The 19,208-nt window shown below is 55.0% G+C and carries 18 protein-coding genes and 1 tRNA gene; 14 read left to right on the top strand and 5 right to left on the bottom strand.

Annotated features, from left to right (window positions below):
- Positions 1-246: hypothetical protein (locus DS901_RS10235; protein ID WP_147249902.1), on the bottom strand; the 246-nt coding region annotated here is incomplete at its 3' end.
- Positions 247-350: 104 nt separating this feature from the next.
- Positions 351-436, bottom strand: a tRNA-Leu gene (locus tag DS901_RS10230).
- Positions 437-599: 163 nt separating this feature from the next.
- On the opposite strand from DS901_RS10230, the gene DS901_RS10225 reads away from it, so the two are divergent.
- Positions 600-1,577 (top strand): complex I NDUFA9 subunit family protein, encoded by a 978-nt coding sequence (locus DS901_RS10225; RefSeq protein WP_113776842.1) that lies wholly within the window; start codon positions 600-602, stop codon positions 1,575-1,577.
- On the opposite strand, the gene DS901_RS10220 is transcribed toward DS901_RS10225, so the two are convergent.
- Positions 1,574-2,377 (bottom strand): undecaprenyl-diphosphate phosphatase, encoded by an 804-nt coding sequence (locus tag DS901_RS10220; RefSeq protein WP_113776841.1) that lies wholly within the window; start codon positions 2,375-2,377, stop codon positions 1,574-1,576. The genes DS901_RS10225 and DS901_RS10220 overlap by 4 nt on opposite strands.
- Positions 2,378-2,594: 217 nt before the next feature.
- Here DS901_RS10220 and DS901_RS10215 point away from each other — a divergent pair, with 217 nt between their 5' ends.
- From DS901_RS10215 to queG, 7 genes are all read left to right on the top strand, one after another.
- On the top strand, positions 2,595-4,022 hold the full coding sequence (locus tag DS901_RS10215) for an NAD(P)-dependent oxidoreductase (RefSeq protein WP_113776840.1): 1,428 nt from the start codon (positions 2,595-2,597) through the stop codon (positions 4,020-4,022).
- A gap of 28 nt (positions 4,023-4,050) precedes the next feature.
- Positions 4,051-4,722, top strand: coding sequence for a hypothetical protein (locus DS901_RS10210; protein WP_113776839.1), 672 nt, complete (start codon positions 4,051-4,053; stop codon positions 4,720-4,722).
- On the top strand, positions 4,719-5,429 hold the full coding sequence (locus DS901_RS10205; protein ID WP_113776838.1) for a hypothetical protein: 711 nt from the start codon (positions 4,719-4,721) through the stop codon (positions 5,427-5,429). Before DS901_RS10210 ends, DS901_RS10205 begins: the two co-directional genes overlap by 4 nt.
- Positions 5,416-9,948, top strand: a complete 4,533-nt coding sequence (gene gltB, locus DS901_RS10200) for a glutamate synthase large subunit (RefSeq protein WP_113776837.1) — start codon at positions 5,416-5,418, stop codon at positions 9,946-9,948. Before DS901_RS10205 ends, gltB begins: the two co-directional genes overlap by 14 nt.
- Before the next feature lie 50 nt (positions 9,949-9,998).
- Positions 9,999-10,781, top strand: a complete 783-nt coding sequence (gene mtgA / locus DS901_RS10195; RefSeq protein WP_258546696.1) for a monofunctional biosynthetic peptidoglycan transglycosylase — start codon at positions 9,999-10,001, stop codon at positions 10,779-10,781.
- Between the two features lie 63 nt (positions 10,782-10,844).
- Positions 10,845-11,510, top strand: coding sequence for an FtsZ-binding protein FzlA (fzlA, locus tag DS901_RS10190; RefSeq protein WP_113776836.1), 666 nt, complete (start codon positions 10,845-10,847; stop codon positions 11,508-11,510).
- Positions 11,511-11,516: 6 nt separating this feature from the next.
- A complete protein-coding gene (gene queG, locus DS901_RS10185; RefSeq protein ID WP_113776835.1) occupies positions 11,517-12,563 on the top strand; it encodes a tRNA epoxyqueuosine(34) reductase QueG in 1,047 nt (348 codons plus the stop codon).
- Here the strand turns inward: queG and DS901_RS10180 are convergent.
- Entirely contained in the window at positions 12,531-13,556 is a 1,026-nt protein-coding gene (locus DS901_RS10180; protein WP_113776834.1) for a fatty acid desaturase, read from the bottom strand. The genes queG and DS901_RS10180 overlap by 33 nt on opposite strands.
- Before the next feature lie 113 nt (positions 13,557-13,669).
- On the opposite strand from DS901_RS10180, the gene DS901_RS10175 reads away from it, so the two are divergent.
- Positions 13,670-14,590 carry a DMT family transporter gene (locus DS901_RS10175; RefSeq protein WP_113776833.1) on the top strand — a complete coding sequence of 307 codons (921 nt, stop codon included), beginning with the start codon at positions 13,670-13,672 and terminating at the stop codon, positions 14,588-14,590.
- A gap of 340 nt (positions 14,591-14,930) precedes the next feature.
- Here the strand turns inward: DS901_RS10175 and DS901_RS10165 are convergent, their stop codons facing one another.
- Positions 14,931-15,800, bottom strand: coding sequence for a branched-chain amino acid aminotransferase (locus DS901_RS10165; RefSeq protein ID WP_113776851.1), 870 nt, complete (start codon positions 15,798-15,800; stop codon positions 14,931-14,933).
- Positions 15,801-15,947: 147 nt separating this feature from the next.
- Here DS901_RS10165 and DS901_RS10160 point away from each other — a divergent pair, with 147 nt between their 5' ends.
- Genes DS901_RS10160 through DS901_RS10140 form a run of 5 tightly spaced genes read left to right on the top strand, consistent with a single transcriptional unit; the run spans position 15,948 to position 19,207 of the window.
- Complete coding sequence (locus DS901_RS10160; RefSeq protein WP_113776831.1) at positions 15,948-16,454, top strand: MarR family winged helix-turn-helix transcriptional regulator; 507 nt, start codon at positions 15,948-15,950, stop codon at positions 16,452-16,454.
- A complete protein-coding gene (locus DS901_RS10155) occupies positions 16,451-17,152 on the top strand; it encodes a response regulator (RefSeq protein ID WP_113776830.1) in 702 nt (233 codons plus the stop codon). The genes DS901_RS10160 and DS901_RS10155 overlap by 4 nt, the downstream gene beginning before the upstream one ends.
- A gap of 42 nt (positions 17,153-17,194) precedes the next feature.
- Positions 17,195-18,118, top strand: a complete 924-nt coding sequence (locus DS901_RS10150) for a histone deacetylase family protein (RefSeq protein WP_113776829.1) — start codon at positions 17,195-17,197, stop codon at positions 18,116-18,118.
- Positions 18,115-18,351, top strand: coding sequence for an exodeoxyribonuclease VII small subunit (locus DS901_RS10145; RefSeq protein WP_113776828.1), 237 nt, complete (start codon positions 18,115-18,117; stop codon positions 18,349-18,351). Before DS901_RS10150 ends, DS901_RS10145 begins: the two co-directional genes overlap by 4 nt.
- Positions 18,344-19,207, top strand: coding sequence for a polyprenyl synthetase family protein (locus tag DS901_RS10140; protein WP_113776827.1), 864 nt, complete (start codon positions 18,344-18,346; stop codon positions 19,205-19,207). The genes DS901_RS10145 and DS901_RS10140 overlap by 8 nt, the downstream gene beginning before the upstream one ends.
- The last annotated feature ends 1 nt before the right edge of the window (position 19,208 follow it).

The following is a 19,208-nucleotide window of genomic DNA, read 5'->3' as shown; positions in this document are numbered from 1 at the left end:
CAAATCTAGGGACACCTCAAGCGGCGATAGCTGGCCCTTTTCCGCAGCAGAGCGCTTGGCCTTGGCTACGATCTTCTCATATTCGGATAAAAGTTTGGCATGCTCGGTAAATAGATCGGCACCATCACGGGCCCTCATCGCCACCTGAAAGACCGAACCGCCAAGCACCTCAGCAACGGCTTTCGGGTATCGTCTTCGGAACCTTTTGCGGTCCCCTGAAAGAGTATCAACGTATTTGAGCTTCATCACTAAAACCATGCGAAGTGTCCCCAATGTGTCCCTATTTGTGTCTCGGGAGGGGCGCTAATGCCATGATATGCTTGAAAAACAACACCTTCAAGAGGCTTGGATGGTGCCCAGGAGAGGACTCGAACCTCCACGTCCATACAGACACCAGCACCTGAAGCTGGCGCGTCTACCATTCCGCCACCTGGGCAGGTGTCGTGGGGGCGATGTAAGGCTGGATGGGGACACTGTCAACGCGATTCGACTTGAAAATTGCGACCAAGCGGGAGCGTGATGCAGATTCCTTTCAAATGCGCCTTGTCTGGCCTTGGGTGGCCGGGTAAACCGGGCGAAACAAGCAACGAGGCCAAGCCATGTCTAAGCTAGTCACCATTTTCGGCGGTTCGGGTTTTGTGGGGCGCTATATCGCCCGACGCATGGCTCTTGAAGGATGGCGCGTCCGCGTTGCGGTCCGTACCGTGAATGAGGCGATGTTCGTGCGCCCCTACGGTGTTGTCGGGCAGGTAGAGCCAATTTTTTGCAATATCCGCGATGATGCTAGCGTTGCCGCCGCAACCGAGGGCGCAAATGCGGTTGTGAACTGTGTTGGCCTTTTAGATGAAGTTGGCAAAAACACTTTTGACGCTGTGCATGCCGAAGGTGCTGAACGTATTGCGCGCATCGCGACAGAGCTGAATGTTGCCCGTATGGTGCATGTCTCGGCCATTGGTGCAGATGAAAACGCACCAAGCGAATATGGCCGTACCAAAGCCGCGGGTGAAGCTACGGTTAAACAGCATTTCCCGGGTGCTGTGATTTTGCGTCCCTCAATTGTGTTTGGCCCAGAAGATACTTTCTTTAACCGGTTTGCGGGCATGTCGCGCTTTGGCCCGGTCTTGCCGATCATCGGCGCCGATACGCGTTTCCAGCCGGTTTACGTCGATGATGTCGCTGCCGCTGCCGCCAAGGCCGTGATGGGTGACGCCGAGGCTGGCGTTTACGAACTGGGCGGTCCTGATGTGTTGACCATGCGTGGCCTGATTAAAAAGATGCTGACCGTTGTGCGTCGCCGTAGGTTGGTGGTGAATATTCCGTTCGGAATTGCCCGCATGATGGCGTGGGGGTTTGGTGTTGGCCGGTCATTGTCGCTTGGCTTGGTCAAAGGGCCAGTCACCAAGGATCAGGTCAAAAGCTTGACCGTGGACAATGTTGTTACTGGCGCGAATGGTTTGGATAGCTTTGGCATCCAGCCGACTTCGCTTGATGCAGTGCTGCCTGATTATCTGTGGCGTTTCCGCCCGTCGGGTCAGTACGACGCGATCAAAGAATCAGCCAAAAACCTAAAGGCCTAGGTATAGGCGATCCACAGCAGCAACACGCCCAGCCCAAGACGGTAGATGACGTAGGGCGTGTAGCTGACTGCGCGTAAAAGACGCATCATTAAGGTCAGCGCGATCAGCGCCGCGACAAATGACATGCCAACGACCATGGCAATATCGCGCACTGCGCTGATATCTACGGTTCCAACCAGATCAAGCCCGAGCAGGCTTGCGGATGCGATAATCGTTGGGATAGACATCAGCATCGAAATGCGCGCCGCGTCCGAACGTGTATATCCTAACAACCGTGCGGCGGTGATTGTGATGCCTGACCGTGACGTGCCGGGGATCAATGCGACCGCTTGCCAAACACCCATCTTGATTGCGTCCTTAAGGGTCCATTCTTCGGCGGTTTTTTCAGTTGGCCCGTTTTGGTCCGCCCAATAGAGAACAAGCCCAAAGATCGTCATGGTCCATCCAATCACCGCGATTCCGCGCATTTGATCGGATAGGCCGGTCAGTTTGAGGAAGAGGCCAAAAAGGATCACCGGAATGGTCGCGACGATCAAGCCCATCGCAAGCCGTGCGCCTTGGGTGTCGATCTTGCCTTGCATCACGCGCAGCAACCCTTGTGTCGCAAGCCAAACATCGGCCCGAAAATACAAGATCACCGCAAGCAGTGTGCCAACATGTGCTGCGACATCAATAACCTGCCCCTGATCATCAAGCCCGGTAAGAGACGGCAGAAGGATCAGATGACCCGAGGATGAAACGGGCAGAAACTCTGTCACGCCTTGGATCAGGGCCACAAGTAGGAGATTGAAAGTCGTCATTGTGATCTGCCTGCGATTCGCTTTTCCACAACCTAACCTGATGCATCGGTGGGGAAAGAGAGTAATTATGTCCGAATGGGACCTAATTTTCTTCCCGAGCTCGCCGAAATTCGAAAAAACGGCAGAAATTTTTTTATATAGGTCAGCAATGCTGCCTTTTCTTTCCGGCGATCCTGTTCTAAAAGGCAGTTCGCTCTGTAATATGGGAGGACAGCGGATGGCTGGCCAAAAGATGCTAAAATTTACTGACGTAGACCGCGAGATGCCACAAAAGCGTCCGCCAAATCTGCGCAAACAGGATTTTGGTGAAATCTATGCCGAGTTTGCAACGGCGAAAGCCGCCGAGCAGGCCAGCCGGTGTTCGCAATGTGGTGTGCCGTATTGCCAATCGCATTGTCCACTACACAACAATATCCCAGATTGGCTGCGTCTGACCGCCGAAGGCCGTCTGCAAGAAGCCTATGAAATTTCGCAGGCGACAAACACTTTCCCTGAAATCTGTGGCCGCATCTGTCCGCAGGATCGTCTGTGCGAAGGCAACTGTGTGATCGAACAATCAGGTCACGGCACAGTAACTATTGGGTCTGTAGAAAAATATATCACTGACACCGCGTTTGAAGAAGGCTGGGTCAAGCCGATCCGCCCGAATATGGAACGCGCAGATAGCGTAGGAATCATCGGTGCTGGCCCCGGTGGTTTGGCCGCCGCTGATATGCTGCGCCGTCAGGGCGTGCAGGTCACTGTTTATGATCGCTATGACCGCGGTGGCGGTTTGCTGACCTACGGCATTCCCGGCTTTAAGCTGGAAAAAGATGTTGTCATGAAACGCATGGTGCAGCTCGAAGATGGCGGTGTTGAATTCGTTTTGAATTGCAACGTTGGCGAAGATCTGTCGTTTGACGCAATCCGTGGCAAGCATGATGCGGTTCTGATCGCGACAGGTGTTTATAAGACCCGCGATCTGCCCGATTCTGATGCTGATGGCATCGTCAACGCGATTGATTTCTTGACCGTCAGCAACCGTACCGGGTTCGGTGATGTGGTTCCCGAGTTCGAAAGCGGTGAGCTGAACGCTGCGGGCAAGCGCGTGGTTGTGATTGGTGGTGGCGACACCGCGATGGACTGCGTGCGCACATCCATCCGCCAAGGCGCTGAAAGCGTGAAATGCCTTTACCGTCGTGACCGCGCCAATATGCCCGGATCGCAACGCGAAGTTCAAAACGCCGAAGAAGAAGGTGTTGAATTTGTCTGGCTTGCCGCACCCGATGGGTTTGAAGGCGACGCTGTCACGGGTGTGAAGGTGCAAAAGATGCGTCTTGGCGCGCCGGACGCCACTGGCCGTCAGGCCCCTGAAGTGATCGAGGGCGCCGATTATGTAGAACCTGCTGACCTCGTGATCAAGGCGCTTGGTTTCTCGCCCGAGGATCTGCCAAAGCTTTGGGGCGTCGATGGGCTTGAAGTGACCCGCTGGGGTACGGTGAAGGCCGAATACGAAACCGGTGCAACCAGCTTGGATGGCGTTTTCGCTGCTGGTGATATCGTGCGCGGTGCGTCGCTTGTCGTATGGGCGATTCGCGACGGACGCGATAGCGCTGCCGCGATTTTGGACTATCTGAACGAGGCTGCCGCGGTCGCCGCAGAATAATCACCATACTGACCTGAAAGGTTATGACATGATGAAACCACTGATGATCTTTTCCGCGCTTGCACTGGCAACACCTGCCGCCGCACAACAAAGCTTTGCCGCGCCTGAAGGCTGCGAAGCGAAACTGACTGTGCAGCAAAAGGGCTGCGTCATGGTGAATGTTTGGACCTGCGAAGCCGACAATCCCGGCGACCAATGGATCGCACTGATCGGCCAAGGCGGCGTGTTCAGCGTGCAGCGTGTCGATAGTGAATTCCAGTGGATGGAAACCTATTCGGTTATGGGTGATGAGGTTCTGCAACAACCCGTCGCGGACCCATCATCGCTGACAGAACTGTTTGAATACGATGTCGATACGTGGGATTTCACAATCGAGACACAAGACGGCCCGGAACGTAACGTCGGCTTTGATATGTTGATCGGCGAAAGTGTCGTGATCGACGGTGAAACATTGTTGGTAACCGAATTTCATGGACAAACTTCGGATGCTGACGGCAATGTCTTGGATGCCAGCGGTGGCCGCCAATTCGTGAGCAAAGAACATCGGTTGTTCTTTTTCGGTCAATCTTGGCTAGAAGACGATCTTGACCAAGTCAGCGACATGTCTCCGCTCGAATTCATCTACCCCGGCGAACCCGGCTTTTTCGCCGATCAGCCCATCTATGAATGCAATGAGATCGAAACGAGCTACCAGCCATGAGAGTCGTGTTTCTGGCATTTATCGCTGCCAGCCCGGCAGCGGCACAAACTGGTCCGGCGACGTTTAGCTTGCCCGTCGGATGCACCGCGTATTTGACCACGCAAAACGCAAACTGCGAGGTGGAACATCACTTTATTTGTGAATCCGATCCTGCTGGGTACCAACAGCGCGCGAGTTTAGATGAACGTGGCATGACGTTTCTTGCGGTAATTGACGCCGAGGCCCAGTGGATAAAAAGCTATAGCCCCGCATCCGGCATCAACGAACGGCTGTTACCAGATGCGGCGGACCCTGCGTCGGTTTCTGAATTGATCACAACTGGCGTCGATCACTACGACTTTTACAGCGACCGCGACCCAATCGGCCCTGTCCACTATGTAGGAGCCGATCGGTTGACTGGGCGTGAAGTCACCATTGACGGCGTTACGTTGCTGGAAACCAGCTATGAAATCACCGCAAGCGCCCCTGATGGCACCATCGAATGGTCTGCGCGCGGCAGCGAATATGTCAGCCCTGATTGGCAACGGTTTTTCGGCGGTACCGGCGTGCGTTCATTTTCGCATGGCGAAGAATCTTACGACGAACGCCCTATCGAATTCATCTTTCCCGGCGAGCCGGGTTTTTTAAGCACACGGCCAAAACACGGCTGTGGGGTTGCGATCTCATCCGCACCACTTTCTGAGGAGACTACCTATGACCACCTATGATCAAGCTTGGGTCGCGGCTGAAGAAGCAAAGCGCAAATGGATGACCGAAAACGGTCTTTACGCTGACGAGGACGAACATTCGTCATGTGGCGTTGGCCTTGTGGTGTCTATCGACGGGACCGCTTCGCGTGGTGTGGTTGAAAATGGTATTGATGCGCTTAAGGCGATTTGGCACCGCGGTGCCGTTGACGCGGACGGTAAAACCGGTGACGGCGCGGGTATCCACGTCCAAATCCCCGGACCGTTCTTTCAGGACCAAATCCGGCGTACCGGGCACGAACCCAAAGACGGCGAAAAAATCGCTGTCGGGCAGGTGTTTTTGCCACGCACAGATTTCGGTGCTCAAGAGCGCTGCCGCACGATTGTTGAATCTGAGGTGCTGCGCCTTGGTCACTATATCTATGGCTGGCGCCATGTGCCGGTGAATACCGAATGCTTGGGTGAAAAGGCGAATGCGACCCGCCCCGAAATTGAACAAATCCTGATCCGTTGCGAAAAGGATATCGATGATGAACAGTTCGAACGCGAACTCTACATTATCCGTCGCCGCATCGAAAAAGCCGCGGCCGCGGCCCAAATCAATGGCGTCTACATTTGTTCGCTGTCGTGCCGTTCGATCATCTATAAGGGCATGATGTTGGCTGAACAGGTTGCGGATTTCTATCCGGACCTGATGGACGAACGGTTTGAATCCGCCTTTGCTATTTACCATCAGCGTTATTCGACAAACACGTTCCCGCAGTGGTCATTGGCCCAGCCATTCCGCATGCTCGCGCACAACGGTGAAATCAACACGCTCAAGGGCAACGTCAACTGGATGAAGTCCCATGAGATCCGGATGGCATCCGGTGCATTCGGTGACAAAGCCGAAGACATCAAACCAATCATTCCATCGGGTGCATCGGATTCATCAGCGTTAGACTCTGTTTTTGAGGTGCTTGTGCGTGCGGGCCGCAATGCGCCAATGGCAAAAACAATGCTCGTTCCCGAAGCATGGGCACAGCAGGCGTCAGATATGCCGCAGGCTTGGCAAGATATGTACGCCTACTGCAATGCTGTGATGGAGCCATGGGATGGCCCGGCTGCGCTGGCGATGACGGATGGGCGCTGGGTGTGTGGCGGTCTTGACCGCAACGGTTTGCGTCCGCTGCGCTATGTCGTGACAGGTGATGGGCTGCTGATTGCGGGTTCCGAGGTTGGGATGGTTCCGATTGACGAAGCAACTGTTGTCGAAAAAGGTGCGCTTGGACCCGGTCAAATGATTGCTGTGGATATGGTCGCAGGCAAACTTTACCACGACACCGAAATGAAAGACGTGCTGTCTGGCGCGCAGTCTTTTGGTGATTGGATTGAAAAAGTTGTCGATCTGACAGACGTCATGGGTGACGTGCCTGAAACCACGCTGTTTGACGGTGCTGATTTGCGTCAACGGCAGGTCGCCGCGGGCTATTCTATTGAGGACCTTGAACAGGTGCTTGCGCCGATGGCCGAAGATGGCAAAGAAATGATCGCGTCCATGGGGGATGACACCCCGTCTGCCGTGCTTTCGAGCGTTTATCGCCCGTTGTCGCATTTCTTCCGTCAGAACTTTAGCCAGGTCACTAACCCGCCGATCGACAGTTTGCGTGAAACACGCGTGATGTCGTTGAAAACCAGGTTTGGGAACTTGAAAAACGTGCTGGATGAAAATTCGTCCCAGGCCGAAATTTTGGTGCTTGAAAGCCCATTTGTGTCCAACGGCGAATTCGACGAAATGGTGAGCCGCTTTGGTGGCAACGTGGCCTTTATCGATTGTACGTTTTCAAAAGGGCGTGGCGCACTATCTGCGGGGCTTCAGCGTATCCGTGAAGAGGCCGAAGATGCGGTGCGCTCTGGCGCGGGGCACCTGGTACTGACGGATCAACACCAAGACGTCGACCGTGTGCCAATGCCGATGATCCTTGCGACATCCGCAGTGCATTCGGGGCTGACTGGCAAAGGGTTGCGGACATTCTGTTCAATCAACGTGCGGTCCGCCGAATGTATCGATCCGCATTACTTTGCAGTTCTGATCGGCTGTGGCGCAACCACTGTCAACGCCTATTTGGCCCAAGATTCGATTGCCAACCGCGTTGAGCGTGGGCTGGTTGATGGCACCTTGGCCGAGGCTGTGGGCCGTTACCGCAAGGCGGTCGACGCAGGTCTTCTGAAAATCATGGCGAAGATGGGGATTTCGGTTCTGTCGTCTTACCGTGGTGGTCTGAACTTTGAGGCCGTGGGCCTGTCGCGCGCGATGGTCGCTGAATTCTTCCCCGGTATGCAAAGCCGCATTTCGGGCATCGGCACAAGTGGTATCCAAACCAAGGTCGAAGAAGTGCACGCACGTGGTTGGAAGAATCCGTCGGATATTTTGCCAATCGGCGGGTTCTACAAGGCGCGCCGTTCAGGCGAAAAGCATGCTTGGGAAGCCCAGACAATGCATATGCTGCAAGCGGCTTGTAACAACGCATCTTATGCGCTTTGGCAGCAATACAGCAAATCCATGCAAGCCAACCCGCCAATCCATCTACGTGACCTTTTGGCGATTAAGCCAATGGCCAAGCCAGTGCCAATTGAAGAGGTTGAAAGCATCACTGCGATCCGTAAGCGTTTCGTGACACCGGGTATGTCCCTTGGGGCGCTCAGCCCTGAATCGCACCGGACCCTGTCCATCGCGATGAACCGCATTGGCGCGAAGTCGGATTCAGGTGAAGGTGGCGAAAGCCCAGATGATTTCACACCAGAACCAAACGGCGACAACGCATCCGCGAAGATCAAACAGGTTGCTTCGGGGCGCTTTGGCGTGACCGCAGAATATCTGCTGGCCTGCGAAGAGCTTGAAATCAAAGTCGCCCAAGGCGCCAAGCCCGGCGAGGGCGGCCAGCTACCCGGCATGAAGGTCACAGACCTGATCGCCAAGCTGCGCCATTCAACCAAAGGCGTGACCTTGATTTCACCGCCACCTCACCACGATATCTATTCAATCGAGGATCTCGCGCAGCTGATCTATGACCTCAAACAGATTAACCCGATCTGTAAGGTGACAGTGAAACTGGTTGCGGCATCCGGTGTTGGCACGATTGCCGCTGGTGTGGCCAAGGCCAAGGCCGATGTAATCCTGATTTCTGGTCACAACGGTGGGACTGGTGCGTCACCGGGCACATCGATCAAATATGCGGGCTTGCCATGGGAAATGGGCCTGACCGAAGCCCACCAAGTGCTTGCTATGAACAACCTGCGCGAACGGATCACGCTGCGGACCGATGGTGGGCTGCGAACCGGTCGTGACATTGTCATGGCCGCGATGCTGGGTGCCGAAGAATACGGTATCGGCACAGCCGCGCTGATCGCGATGGGCTGTATCATGGTCCGCCAGTGTCAGTCGAACACATGTCCGGTTGGCGTCTGCACCCAAGACCAAGCCCTACGTGACAAGTTCACAGGCAACGCCGATAAGGTCGTGAACCTAATCACGTTCTACGCGACCGAAGTGCGTGAAATCCTTGCCAGCATTGGCGCACGGTCGCTTGATGATGTCATTGGACGCGCCGATCTGCTGACGCAGGTCAGCCGTGGGTCAGCGCATTTGGATGACCTTGACTTGAACCCATTGCTGATCACGGTCGATGGCGCAGAAAAGATCACCTATGACCGCAACAAACCACGTAACCCAGTCGATGATACGCTTGATGCGCAAATCGTGCAGGATGCTGCGCGCTTCTTGGAAGAAGGCGAAAAGATGCAGTTGGATTATGCAGTGCAAAACACACTGCGGACCATCGGCACGCGCACATCTAGCCATATCGTCAAAAACTTTGGCATGCGTAACGACCTGCAACCTGATCACTTGACGGTGAAACTGCGCGGCTCTGCCGGGCAATCGTTGGGGGCTTTCGCAGCACCGGGGCTTAAGCTTGAAGTATCAGGTGATGCCAATGACTATGTCGGTAAGGGCTTGTCAGGCGGTACAATTGTTGTGCGCCCACCTATGGCCAGCCCACTGGTTGCGGCCGAAAACACGATCATCGGGAACACGGTTCTTTATGGGGCGACTGATGGCTATCTGTTCGCCGCTGGGCGCGCGGGTGAACGGTTCGCCGTGCGGAACTCTGGTGCAACAGTTGTGATTGAGGGCTGCGGCACTAACGGGTGTGAATACATGACGGGTGGTCTGGCTGTGATCCTCGGATCTATCGGGGCCAACTTTGGGGCCGGTATGACAGGCGGTATGGCCTATCTGTACGATCCAAAAGGCGAGGCCACTGATCTGATCAACATGGAAACATTGGTGACGAACCCCGTCACTGTGGACCATTGGGTGGATCAGTTGAAATCCCTGATCGAACGTCATGGCGCAGAAACGGGCAGTCGCAAAGCCGCTGAAATCTTGCAGCATTGGGAATTGGAAAAGGACAATTTTGTTCAGATTTGCCCCAAAGAAATGCTCGTGCATCTTAAGCACCCGCTCAGCATCGAAAACGCGGCAATCCCTGCTGAATAAAATCACGCTCCTGCGCAGAAATATGCGCAGGAGCGACCTACATCTTGACCATGCAACCGTGGCTGTGGCTTATGGTCCCGATGGCAGAGCGTAAAAAGACACCCAAAAAGAAAGCTGCACCAAAAAAACGCAGTCCCCGCAAAACGCAGCGGAGCAAAATTGCGCAGGCTTGGCGTAAGCTGTGCCGTGTTGTTTGGGGTGCATGCTTTGCGGCGCTTGGTTTAGTGCTTTTGGCCACGTTGATTTACGCGGTCGTGCCACCGCCGATAACACCTTACATGTTAAATGAGCGATCGCGGGTTGGGTCCGTTAAATACGAATGGACCCCAATGGAACAGATCGCGCCAGTGATGGCTCGGTCAGCCGTGGCAGCAGAGGACGCTAATTTCTGTCTGCATTGGGGGCTTGATGTGGATGCTATTCGTGACGCGATGGACCGCGGCCGCGGCGGCGCGTCGACGATTTCGCAGCAAGTGATCAAGAACGCGTATCTGTGGCATGGGCGTAGCTGGCTGCGCAAAGCGATGGAGGCTCTCTGGACCCCTTTGTCCGAAGCCGTCTGGACCAAACGCCGCATCCTTGAAATCTACCTGAATATCGCTGAATTCGACGAAGGCGTGTTTGGCGTGCAAGCGGCCGCGCGGCATTATTTCGGGGTTGATGCCGCTGACTTGAGCGCAACACAAGCTGCGCGGCTTGCTGCGATCTTGCCCGCCCCCAAATCGCGCTCGGCTTCGAACCCCAGCCCTTATGTGCGCCAACGTACCTCTGCAATTATCAGCGGGGCGCGCACAATCGCGGCGGATGGCCGCGCGGATTGTTTCGAAAACTGATCCAACCATTGAATCGGGGCGTCCCATGCTGCATTGAGAGGAAAACCGATTTGTGAGCCCGTCATGAACACCCTGTACCATTACCCATTGTCCCCGTTTTCGCGCAAAGTGCGGCTTTGTCTTGCTGAAAAGAAGATCGAAGTCGGTCTTGTCGAAGAACGCTATTGGGAACAGGACGCTGATTTCTTGCGCCGCAATCCGGCGGGAAAAATCCCCGTTCTCAAAATGGATGGCCGGACGATGGCCGATAGCGCGGCGATTTGCGAATATCTCGAAGAAAAGTTCCCGACCCCCGCGCTTTTGCCCAAAGACCTTGATGCGCGTTACGAAGCGCGTCGGATTGTCGGCTGGTTTGACGATAAGTTCTACCACGAGGTCACCAGCAAGCTGATCGGCGAACGGGTCTACCGCAAGGTGATGGGCACCGGGTATCCCGATAGTGCGAACGTCAAATCAGGCGCGCGTGCGATCAAATACCATCTCGATTACATGGCTTATCTGCTCGAAGATCGTCGCTGGTTGGCTGGCAACGAAATGACAATCGCAGATTTCGCCGCGGCAGCACACTTATCGTGCTTGGATTATACTAGCGACGTCGATTGGAACCGGCATGAAGTCGTTAAAGACTGGTACGCAAAAATAAAATCGCGCCCGGCATTCCGATCGCTACTAGCCGATGAGGTGCCGGGTTTCCAACCGGCGGCACATTACGCTGATCTTGATTTTTAGTCAGGTGTGAAAGAACGCCTGATCACCTATGCCCAAGAGGCCGGGTTCGCCAAGGTTGGTATCTGCCGCCCCGATGCGGTGCCCGAAATGGCGGAACGTTTGGCAGAATTTGTTGCTGCCGACATGCATGGACAAATGGCATGGATGGCCGAACGCATGCAGTGGCGCGGTAACCCCGCCGCGCTTTGGCCCGAAGCTAAATCGGTGATCATGCTCGCCGAACCATATACGCCAGAACACGACCCGCTTGCGGTGCTTGAGCAACCTGATCGCGCAGCGATCAGCGTTTATGCGCAGGGGCGCGACTATCATGATATCGTCAAAAAACGGCTCAAACGGGTGGGGCGCTGGCTGATCGAACAGGTGCCGGACGCGCAAATTAAGGTCTTTGTTGACACCGCCCCGGTGATGGAAAAACCATTGGCACAGGCCGCGGGGCTTGGCTGGCAGGGAAAACACACCAATGTCCTGGGGCGCGACTTGGGGTCGTGGTTCTTTTTGGGCGCGATATTTACGACGGTTGCACTGGAGCCGGACACGCCAGAGGTCAGCCATTGCGGCAGTTGTACCGCCTGTCTGGATGTTTGCCCGACTTCGGCTTTTCCAGCGCCATATCAGCTCGATCCGCGGCGCTGTATTTCATATCTGACGATTGAACATAGGGGGCCTGTTGACGCGGAATTGCGAGGTCTCATGGGAAACCGGATTTACGGTTGTGATGATTGTTTGGGAGTGTGCCCTTGGAACAAATTCGCCCGCGAAGGACGCGATGCCCGTTATGCGGCGCGTGAAGATCTGATTGCCCCGCCGTTGGCAGAGCTTGCGAGATTGGATGATACCGCATTTCGCGCACGGTTTTCGGGATCCCCGATCAAACGGATTGGGCGGGATCGGTTTGTACGTAACGTGGCTTATGCCATTGGTAATTCGGGTGACCCCAGCCTTGCGGATGCAGTCGCCCAACTCATTGAAGATCCAGACCCGGCCGTCGCTGATGCGGCGCGTTGGGCGTTAGAGCGCCTAGGCAGCGTTGCGGCGCACGGCGGCGAATGACACCAAGCGACGTTTCTTTTCGTCCCAAAGATCAAGGCTCGCGCATTTCATGCTTTCTAGAATGGTCATGCGGCTAACCTCGACCAATTCTTCGTGGTCGCGCAGAACTTCTGTCAGGCGGTAGAATGGAATGCGGCTATACAGATGGTGCACATGGTGGATGCCGATATTGGCGGTGAACCAGCGCAGAATCGGCGGCAAATCATAGTGCGAACTGCCGTGCAGCGCGGCCTCGTGCAGTTGCCAGTCTTCTTCATGTTCCCAATGGGTCGTTTCGAACTGGTGCTGGACGTAAAACAGCCAAACCCCGACAGAGGCGGCGATCAACGTTGTCGGCAGGAAAACGAGGAACAATGCCTGAAATCCACCGAAATATACGATGATGCTGAGTGCAGCGACAATGGCTGCATTGGTGCCCATGGCGCTGATCCAATATTTTTTGCCTTGGTCCATTAGACCAAGCGGTAAACGGTTCTGTAAAATAAAGAGATATGTCGGCCCCAGCCCAAACATGACAAGCGGATGCCGATACGCGCGGTACATAAAGCGACCAAAGGGCGTACGCTGGTGGTATTCCTCAACCGTCAACGTCATAACGTCGCCAATACCGCGGTGATCAAGATCGCCGGCATGACTGTGATGAATCGAGTGTGTGCGCCGCCAAACGTCATATGGGGTAAGTGTAACCACACCCAAAACGCGTCCAACCCAGTCGCTGACTGTGCGGTTGCCATAGAATGATCCGTGCCCGCAGTCGTGTTGAATACAAAACAGACGCAGCAGAAAACATCCGTTCAGGGCCGAGATCAGGAATGCCCCGAAATAGCTGTATTGGGCGACCCAACAAGCAAGCACCCAAAGCCCGACAAATGGAACAAAGCTAATTGCGAGTTCAAGGCTGCTGCGCAGGCTGTTTGGCTCGCGGTAGCCGGCCAAAATACGCACCCAATCGCGGGCATTTGAAGTGGGAAGAACGGTGTTATCTTTGGGCATGAGGTGCTTCTTATTGTGACTTTGTATCGGATAGCTTAACGCCGAGCGATAGCAAGCAATAAAGGCTTCATTGTGTTGGTGTGTCGCACTAAGGTGCCCAAAAGGATACAAACATGCAGCCACTGCGCGGAATTCTTCTTAAGGTACTGTCGGTATGCATGTTTATGGCCATGGCGAGCCTGATCAAAGCTGCGTCATCTGAGGTGCCGCCGGGCGAAGCGGTGTTCTTTCGGTCATTTTTTGCGATCCCAATTATATTGGGTTGGCTTGCCCTGCGAGGAGAGCTGAAAAACGGCTGGAAGACTGCCAACCCAATGGGGCATTTTTGGCGTGGATTGATCGGCACAACAGCCATGGGCCTCGGGTTCACGGGGCTTGGTCTTCTTCCTTTGCCTGAAGTGACGGCCATTGGATATGCGGCCCCGCTGCTCGTGGTTGTTTTCGCTGCAATGTTTTTGAACGAACAGGTTGGCATTTTTCGATTGTCGGCGGTGGCATTGGGGATGGTTGGCGTGTTGATCGTACTTTCGCCACGGCTGTCAGTGGGCGCGTCAATGGGGACATCGGAAACATTGGGCGCGGTTGTCGTGCTCATGGGGGCTGTTATGGCGGCTTTGGCGCAGGTGTTTGTGCGCAAACTGGTCGCGACCGAAGGCACTGCTGCGATCGTATTTTGGTTTAGTATTACCTCGGCGCTGCTCTCGCTTTTGACGATTCCATGGGGGTGGGTGCTGCCATCTGCCGCTGCCGCGTCGATGCTGGTTTTTGCGGGTCTTTTGGGCGGCATGGGGCAGATATTTTTGACCTCAAGCTACCGTTTCGCGGATGCGTCGCTTGTCGCGCCTTTTGACTACAGCTCAATGATTCTTGCTTTGGGAATCGGTTACTTTGTCTTTGACGAGGTTCCGACCCACACAATGATCTTAGGCGCAGCCGTCGTTATTCTGGCGGGTGTCTTGATTATTTGGCGTGAGCAACATTTGGGACTAAAACGGGCACAGCAACGCAAAGCGACGGGCAACGTCGGAAGTTAATGGCGTGCAAATTTACGTATGATTTTGCAGTACACAGACTACTCGGCACTGATAACGTAAAAAATCCTAAAATGCGATCGTTGGAACCAGTCAAAGAAACGTTGTTTCGGCCGCGTAGGGCACGAAGTGTGCTATACTGGCGATCCACGACGGAGGACTCAACGATGAAGCATCTGCTTGATAAGTCTAATCAACCCACCAAAACGACCATAAGGCGGTTATTTGCAGTGGTCAAAAATGAACTTCCACGCCCGCAAAGCTTGGCTTTGCAACGGCGGGCGCGGCAGCGTTTTGGTGACGGGCTGACGCAGGGATACCGCGCGCCAACCCCTGCGCGTCCCTAGTTACGGACGAGCTGTTCGTATTCTTGCGCGATTTCACGGGTGAGCGTGCCGACCTCGAATGTGTAATCACCGATTTGCCCAACGGGGGTAACTTCGGCGGCTGTGCCTGTTAGCCAGCATTGCTCAAAATCAGCTAGCTCTTCGGGCATGATACGGCGGACATGCACCTTGATGCCTTTGGCTTCGAGCATGTCGATGACGGTCTGGCGGGTGATCCCGTTTAGAATCGCATCCGGATCGGGTGTGTGGACCTCGCCGTCTTTGACAAAAAAGATGTTCGCGCCGGTCGCTTCGGCGACATAGCCGCGATAATCCATGAACAGCGCATCCGAACAGCCTTTGGCCTCGGCTGCGTGTTTGGACATGGTGCAGATCATATAAAGACCGGCGGCCTTGGCGGCAGTTGGGATTGTTTCGGGAGATGGGCGTTTCCATTTCGCGATGTCGAGCTTGGCGCCCTTCATCTTTGCGTCGCCGTAATAGGCTCCCCATTCCCATGCGGCAACGGCCATGCGCACCGGGTTTTTGTTGGATGCGACACCCATGTCTTCGCCAGCGCCACGCCATGCAACAACGCGCACATAGGCGTCGGTCCAGCCGTTGGCCTTGAGCACGTCATATTTAGCCTTTTCGATTTCAGCGACGGAATAAGGGATTTCCATATCTAGCAATTCACCAGATTTGATCAGGCGCTCTGAATGCTCCACTGATTTGAAGATCTTGCCCTCGTAGCAACGTTCGCCTTCAAAGACGGAAGACGCATAGTGCATGGCATGTGTGAGGATGTGGACATTGGCATCGCGCCATTCGACCAATTGGCCGTCCATCCAGATTTTACCGTCACGATCATCATATGCAGCGCCCATCGTTGCCTCCTCTAGAATTTGCATTTATTACGACAATAGGTCCGAATTGGACATTATATTGCGTGTTTTCGCGGATTCGCTAGCAGTTGATTCTTGGAAAGTCAATAAAGCTGACGTATTATGGCCTGAACGCGAGGGGGAAAACGCATGAGTGATGGACCGCAGGCACAGACGGGGCAAAGCCTATTGTTCCTGACTGATGAACAATTGCGCAAAGGGATCGAGGCGATGTTTTTTGCCTACCGCGGCTTTACCGCTGATCCAGATCGTATCTTAGCGGAAAAATCTTATGGGCGTGCGCATCACCGCGCGATCCATTTTATTCATCGTAGCCCCGGAACGACGGTAAATAATCTCCTTTCTATTCTTGGTGTTACAAAGCAATCGCTGAATCGTGTGTTGCGTACATTGATAGAAGACGGTTTGGTGGCCAGCACTGTCGGCCAAAAGGACAAACGCGAACGGCATTTGCACTTAACAGCTAAGGGGGCGGAATTGGAACGCGCATTGTCGGACGCCCAGCGCGACCGGATGCGGGCCGCCTACCGCAAGGTTGGGCCGGATGCCGTGGCCGGGTTTCGGCAGGTGTTGGAGGCGATGATGGACGATCAAACACGTCACCATTTTGAAGCGATGAAGGAAAGAACAGAATGAAGGCTGACGATGCACACCTACTCATTGTCGATGACGACGAACGCATTCGCAGCCTCTTGCGTAAGTTTTTGGTCCGTAACGGTTTCTTAGTGACGACCGCACGTGATGCAGCACACGCGCGACGCATCTTGTCTGGGCTTGAATTTGATCTGATCGTTCTGGACGTGATGATGCCGGGCGAAGACGGTGTTTCACTGTGCCGCGACCTGCGCCAAACGATCACCACACCGATTATGCTTTTGACCGCCAAAGCCGAAACCGGTGATCGGATTTCGGGGCTTGAGGCGGGGGCGGATGATTATCTTGCCAAACCGTTTGAACCCAAAGAGCTTTTGCTGCGCCTCAATGCTATCTTGCGCCGCGTTCCAGAGGCAGAGCCAGCAACCGTGGCGCCAAAGCTCATGCATATGGGCCCGGTCCGCTATGATATCGAACGTGGTGAAATGTGGCAGGGCGAAGACCTTGTGCGTTTGACCGCGACTGAAAGCCAATTGATGCGGATTTTCTCGGCAAGCCCTGGCGCGCCAATCTCGCGGGCGCAGTTGGTTGAAGAGCTCAGCCGGTCTGGCGGGCAGACCCAAGAGCGGGCTGTAGACGTGCAAATCACACGGCTCCGCCGTAAAATCGAGGTAGATCCGAAACAACCGCGCTATCTGCAAACGGTGCGCGGCGCTGGATATATGCTTGCCCCGGAATAACCATGCGTTAGGTTTGCGTAGATTAGGGAAATAGGGGCGTTTATGACCACCGCATTGATTACCCACGACGCATGCTATGATCACGTCACCCCGCCCGGTCATCCAGAGCAAGTGGCTCGGTTGGACGCAGTTTTAGCTGCCGTAAAAGATCTGGATCTGATCCGGATCAAAGCGCCTTTGGTCGCCGAAGATGATCTACTGCGCGCCCATCCGAAAGCGCATATTGATAGTATCAAAGATGCAGCCCCCGAAAACGGCTGGGTGTCGCTGGATGCGGACACCCATATGTCTGTTGGTACGTTGCAAGCGGCCTATCGTGCGGCGGGCGGGGGTGTGCGTGCCATTGATTTGGTGATGGCGGGTGAGGTTGCAAATGTTTTTGTTGCGACCCGTCCACCGGGCCATCACGCAGAACGTGAAACGGCGATGGGGTTTTGTTTCTTTGGCAATATTGCGATTGCTGCAAAATATGCGCTCGATCATCACGGCTTGGACCGTGTCGCGATTGTGGATTTCGACGTGCATCATGGCAATGGCACCCAAGATTTGGTCGAAGATGACCCGCGCATCTTGTTTTGTTCGACTCATCAATCGCCGCTATACCCCGGCACGGGTGCCGCGCACGAAACAGGTGTCGGCAACGTGGTGAATGTCCCTTTACCCGAAGGCGCCGGAACAGATGCGTTCCGCGCGGCGATGGAAAACCAAGTGTTCCCAAGGGTCGCTGCCTTTTCTCCGCAACTTCTGCTGATTTCCGCAGGGTTTGATGCACATGAGGATGATCCATTGGCGGGGATGAAACTGCGCACCGCAGATTTTGCATGGGTGACAAAGCGTCTGTGTGATTTGGCGGATGAACATTGTGCGGGGCGCGTTGTGTCTATGCTGGAAGGTGGCTATGACCTACAGGCATTGGGTGACGCGGCGCGTGCCCATATCAGCGTATTAGAGGAAAGAGGCCGATGACCACGCCAGTCGAAGAAATGAGCTTTGAAGACGCGATGAAAGAGCTGGAGGCCGTTGTCGGTCAGCTGGAACGCGGGGATGTGGCGCTTGATCAATCGATTGCCCTATACGAACGCGGCGCTGCATTGAAGGCGCGTTGCGAGGCGCAGCTGAAAGCTGCCGAAGAAAAAGTCGCCAAGATTGCCTTTGATGAAAACGGTACCCCCAAAGGGACCGCGCCGCTTGATGGCTGATACGTTTCGATCTGCGCTGGGCGAAGCCGCAGCGCTGACGCAATCCTATATCGCAGCGGTTTTGGCCGGCCAGCCGGGGGCGATTGCGCAGGGCATGACTTATGCGACCCAGGGCGGCAAAGCGTTGCGCGCCTTTCTGGTGCTAGAATCCGCCAAATTGCACGGTGTGACGACAGCCCTGCCCGCAGCGGCAGCGATTGAATGTATGCACGCCTATTCTTTGGTGCATGATGATCTGCCCTGCATGGATGATGACAACTTGCGGCGCGGCCTGCCGACGGTACATGTGAAATGGGATGAGGCGACGGCTGTGCTTGTCGGTGATGCTTTGCAGGCGATGGCATTTGAGTGCGTGCTGCAGGTGGATGCTGCCGCTGATGCACGTATTTTGCTTGCACAGACTCTGGCCCAAGCATCTGGCGTGCGCGGCATGGTGGGCGGTCAGGCGGCTGATATTGCTGCGGAAACCGCGCATATACCGTTGAGCTTGGACGAAATCACTGCGTTGCAGGCTGGTAAAACCGGGGCGTTGATCAATTGGTCGGCAATGTCTGGCGCGCGGTTGGCCCAAGCAGATGCATGTGCGTTACAACGCTATGGCGATGCGCTGGGCCTTGCGTTTCAGATTTGGGATGATGTGTTGGATGTGATCGGCGATGCGGATCAGGTCGGCAAGGCCGTTGGCAAAGATGCGGATGCGGGCAAGGCGACATTTGTATCGCTGCTGGGTCTTGATGGGGCGAAACGTCGCGCAAGTGATCTGGTGCAAGAGGCTTGCGATGCGCTATCTGTCTATGGTGACGACGCCGATACGTTAAAAGAAGCCGCGCGTTTTGTGATTGCGCGGACGCACTAAA

The sequence above is a fragment of the Loktanella sp. D2R18 genome (genome assembly GCF_003318235.1).
Lineage (GTDB): Bacteria > Pseudomonadota > Alphaproteobacteria > Rhodobacterales > Rhodobacteraceae > Yoonia.
The sequence above is the reverse complement of the archived record's forward strand: the minus strand, read 5'-3'. Positions and strand labels throughout refer to the sequence as shown.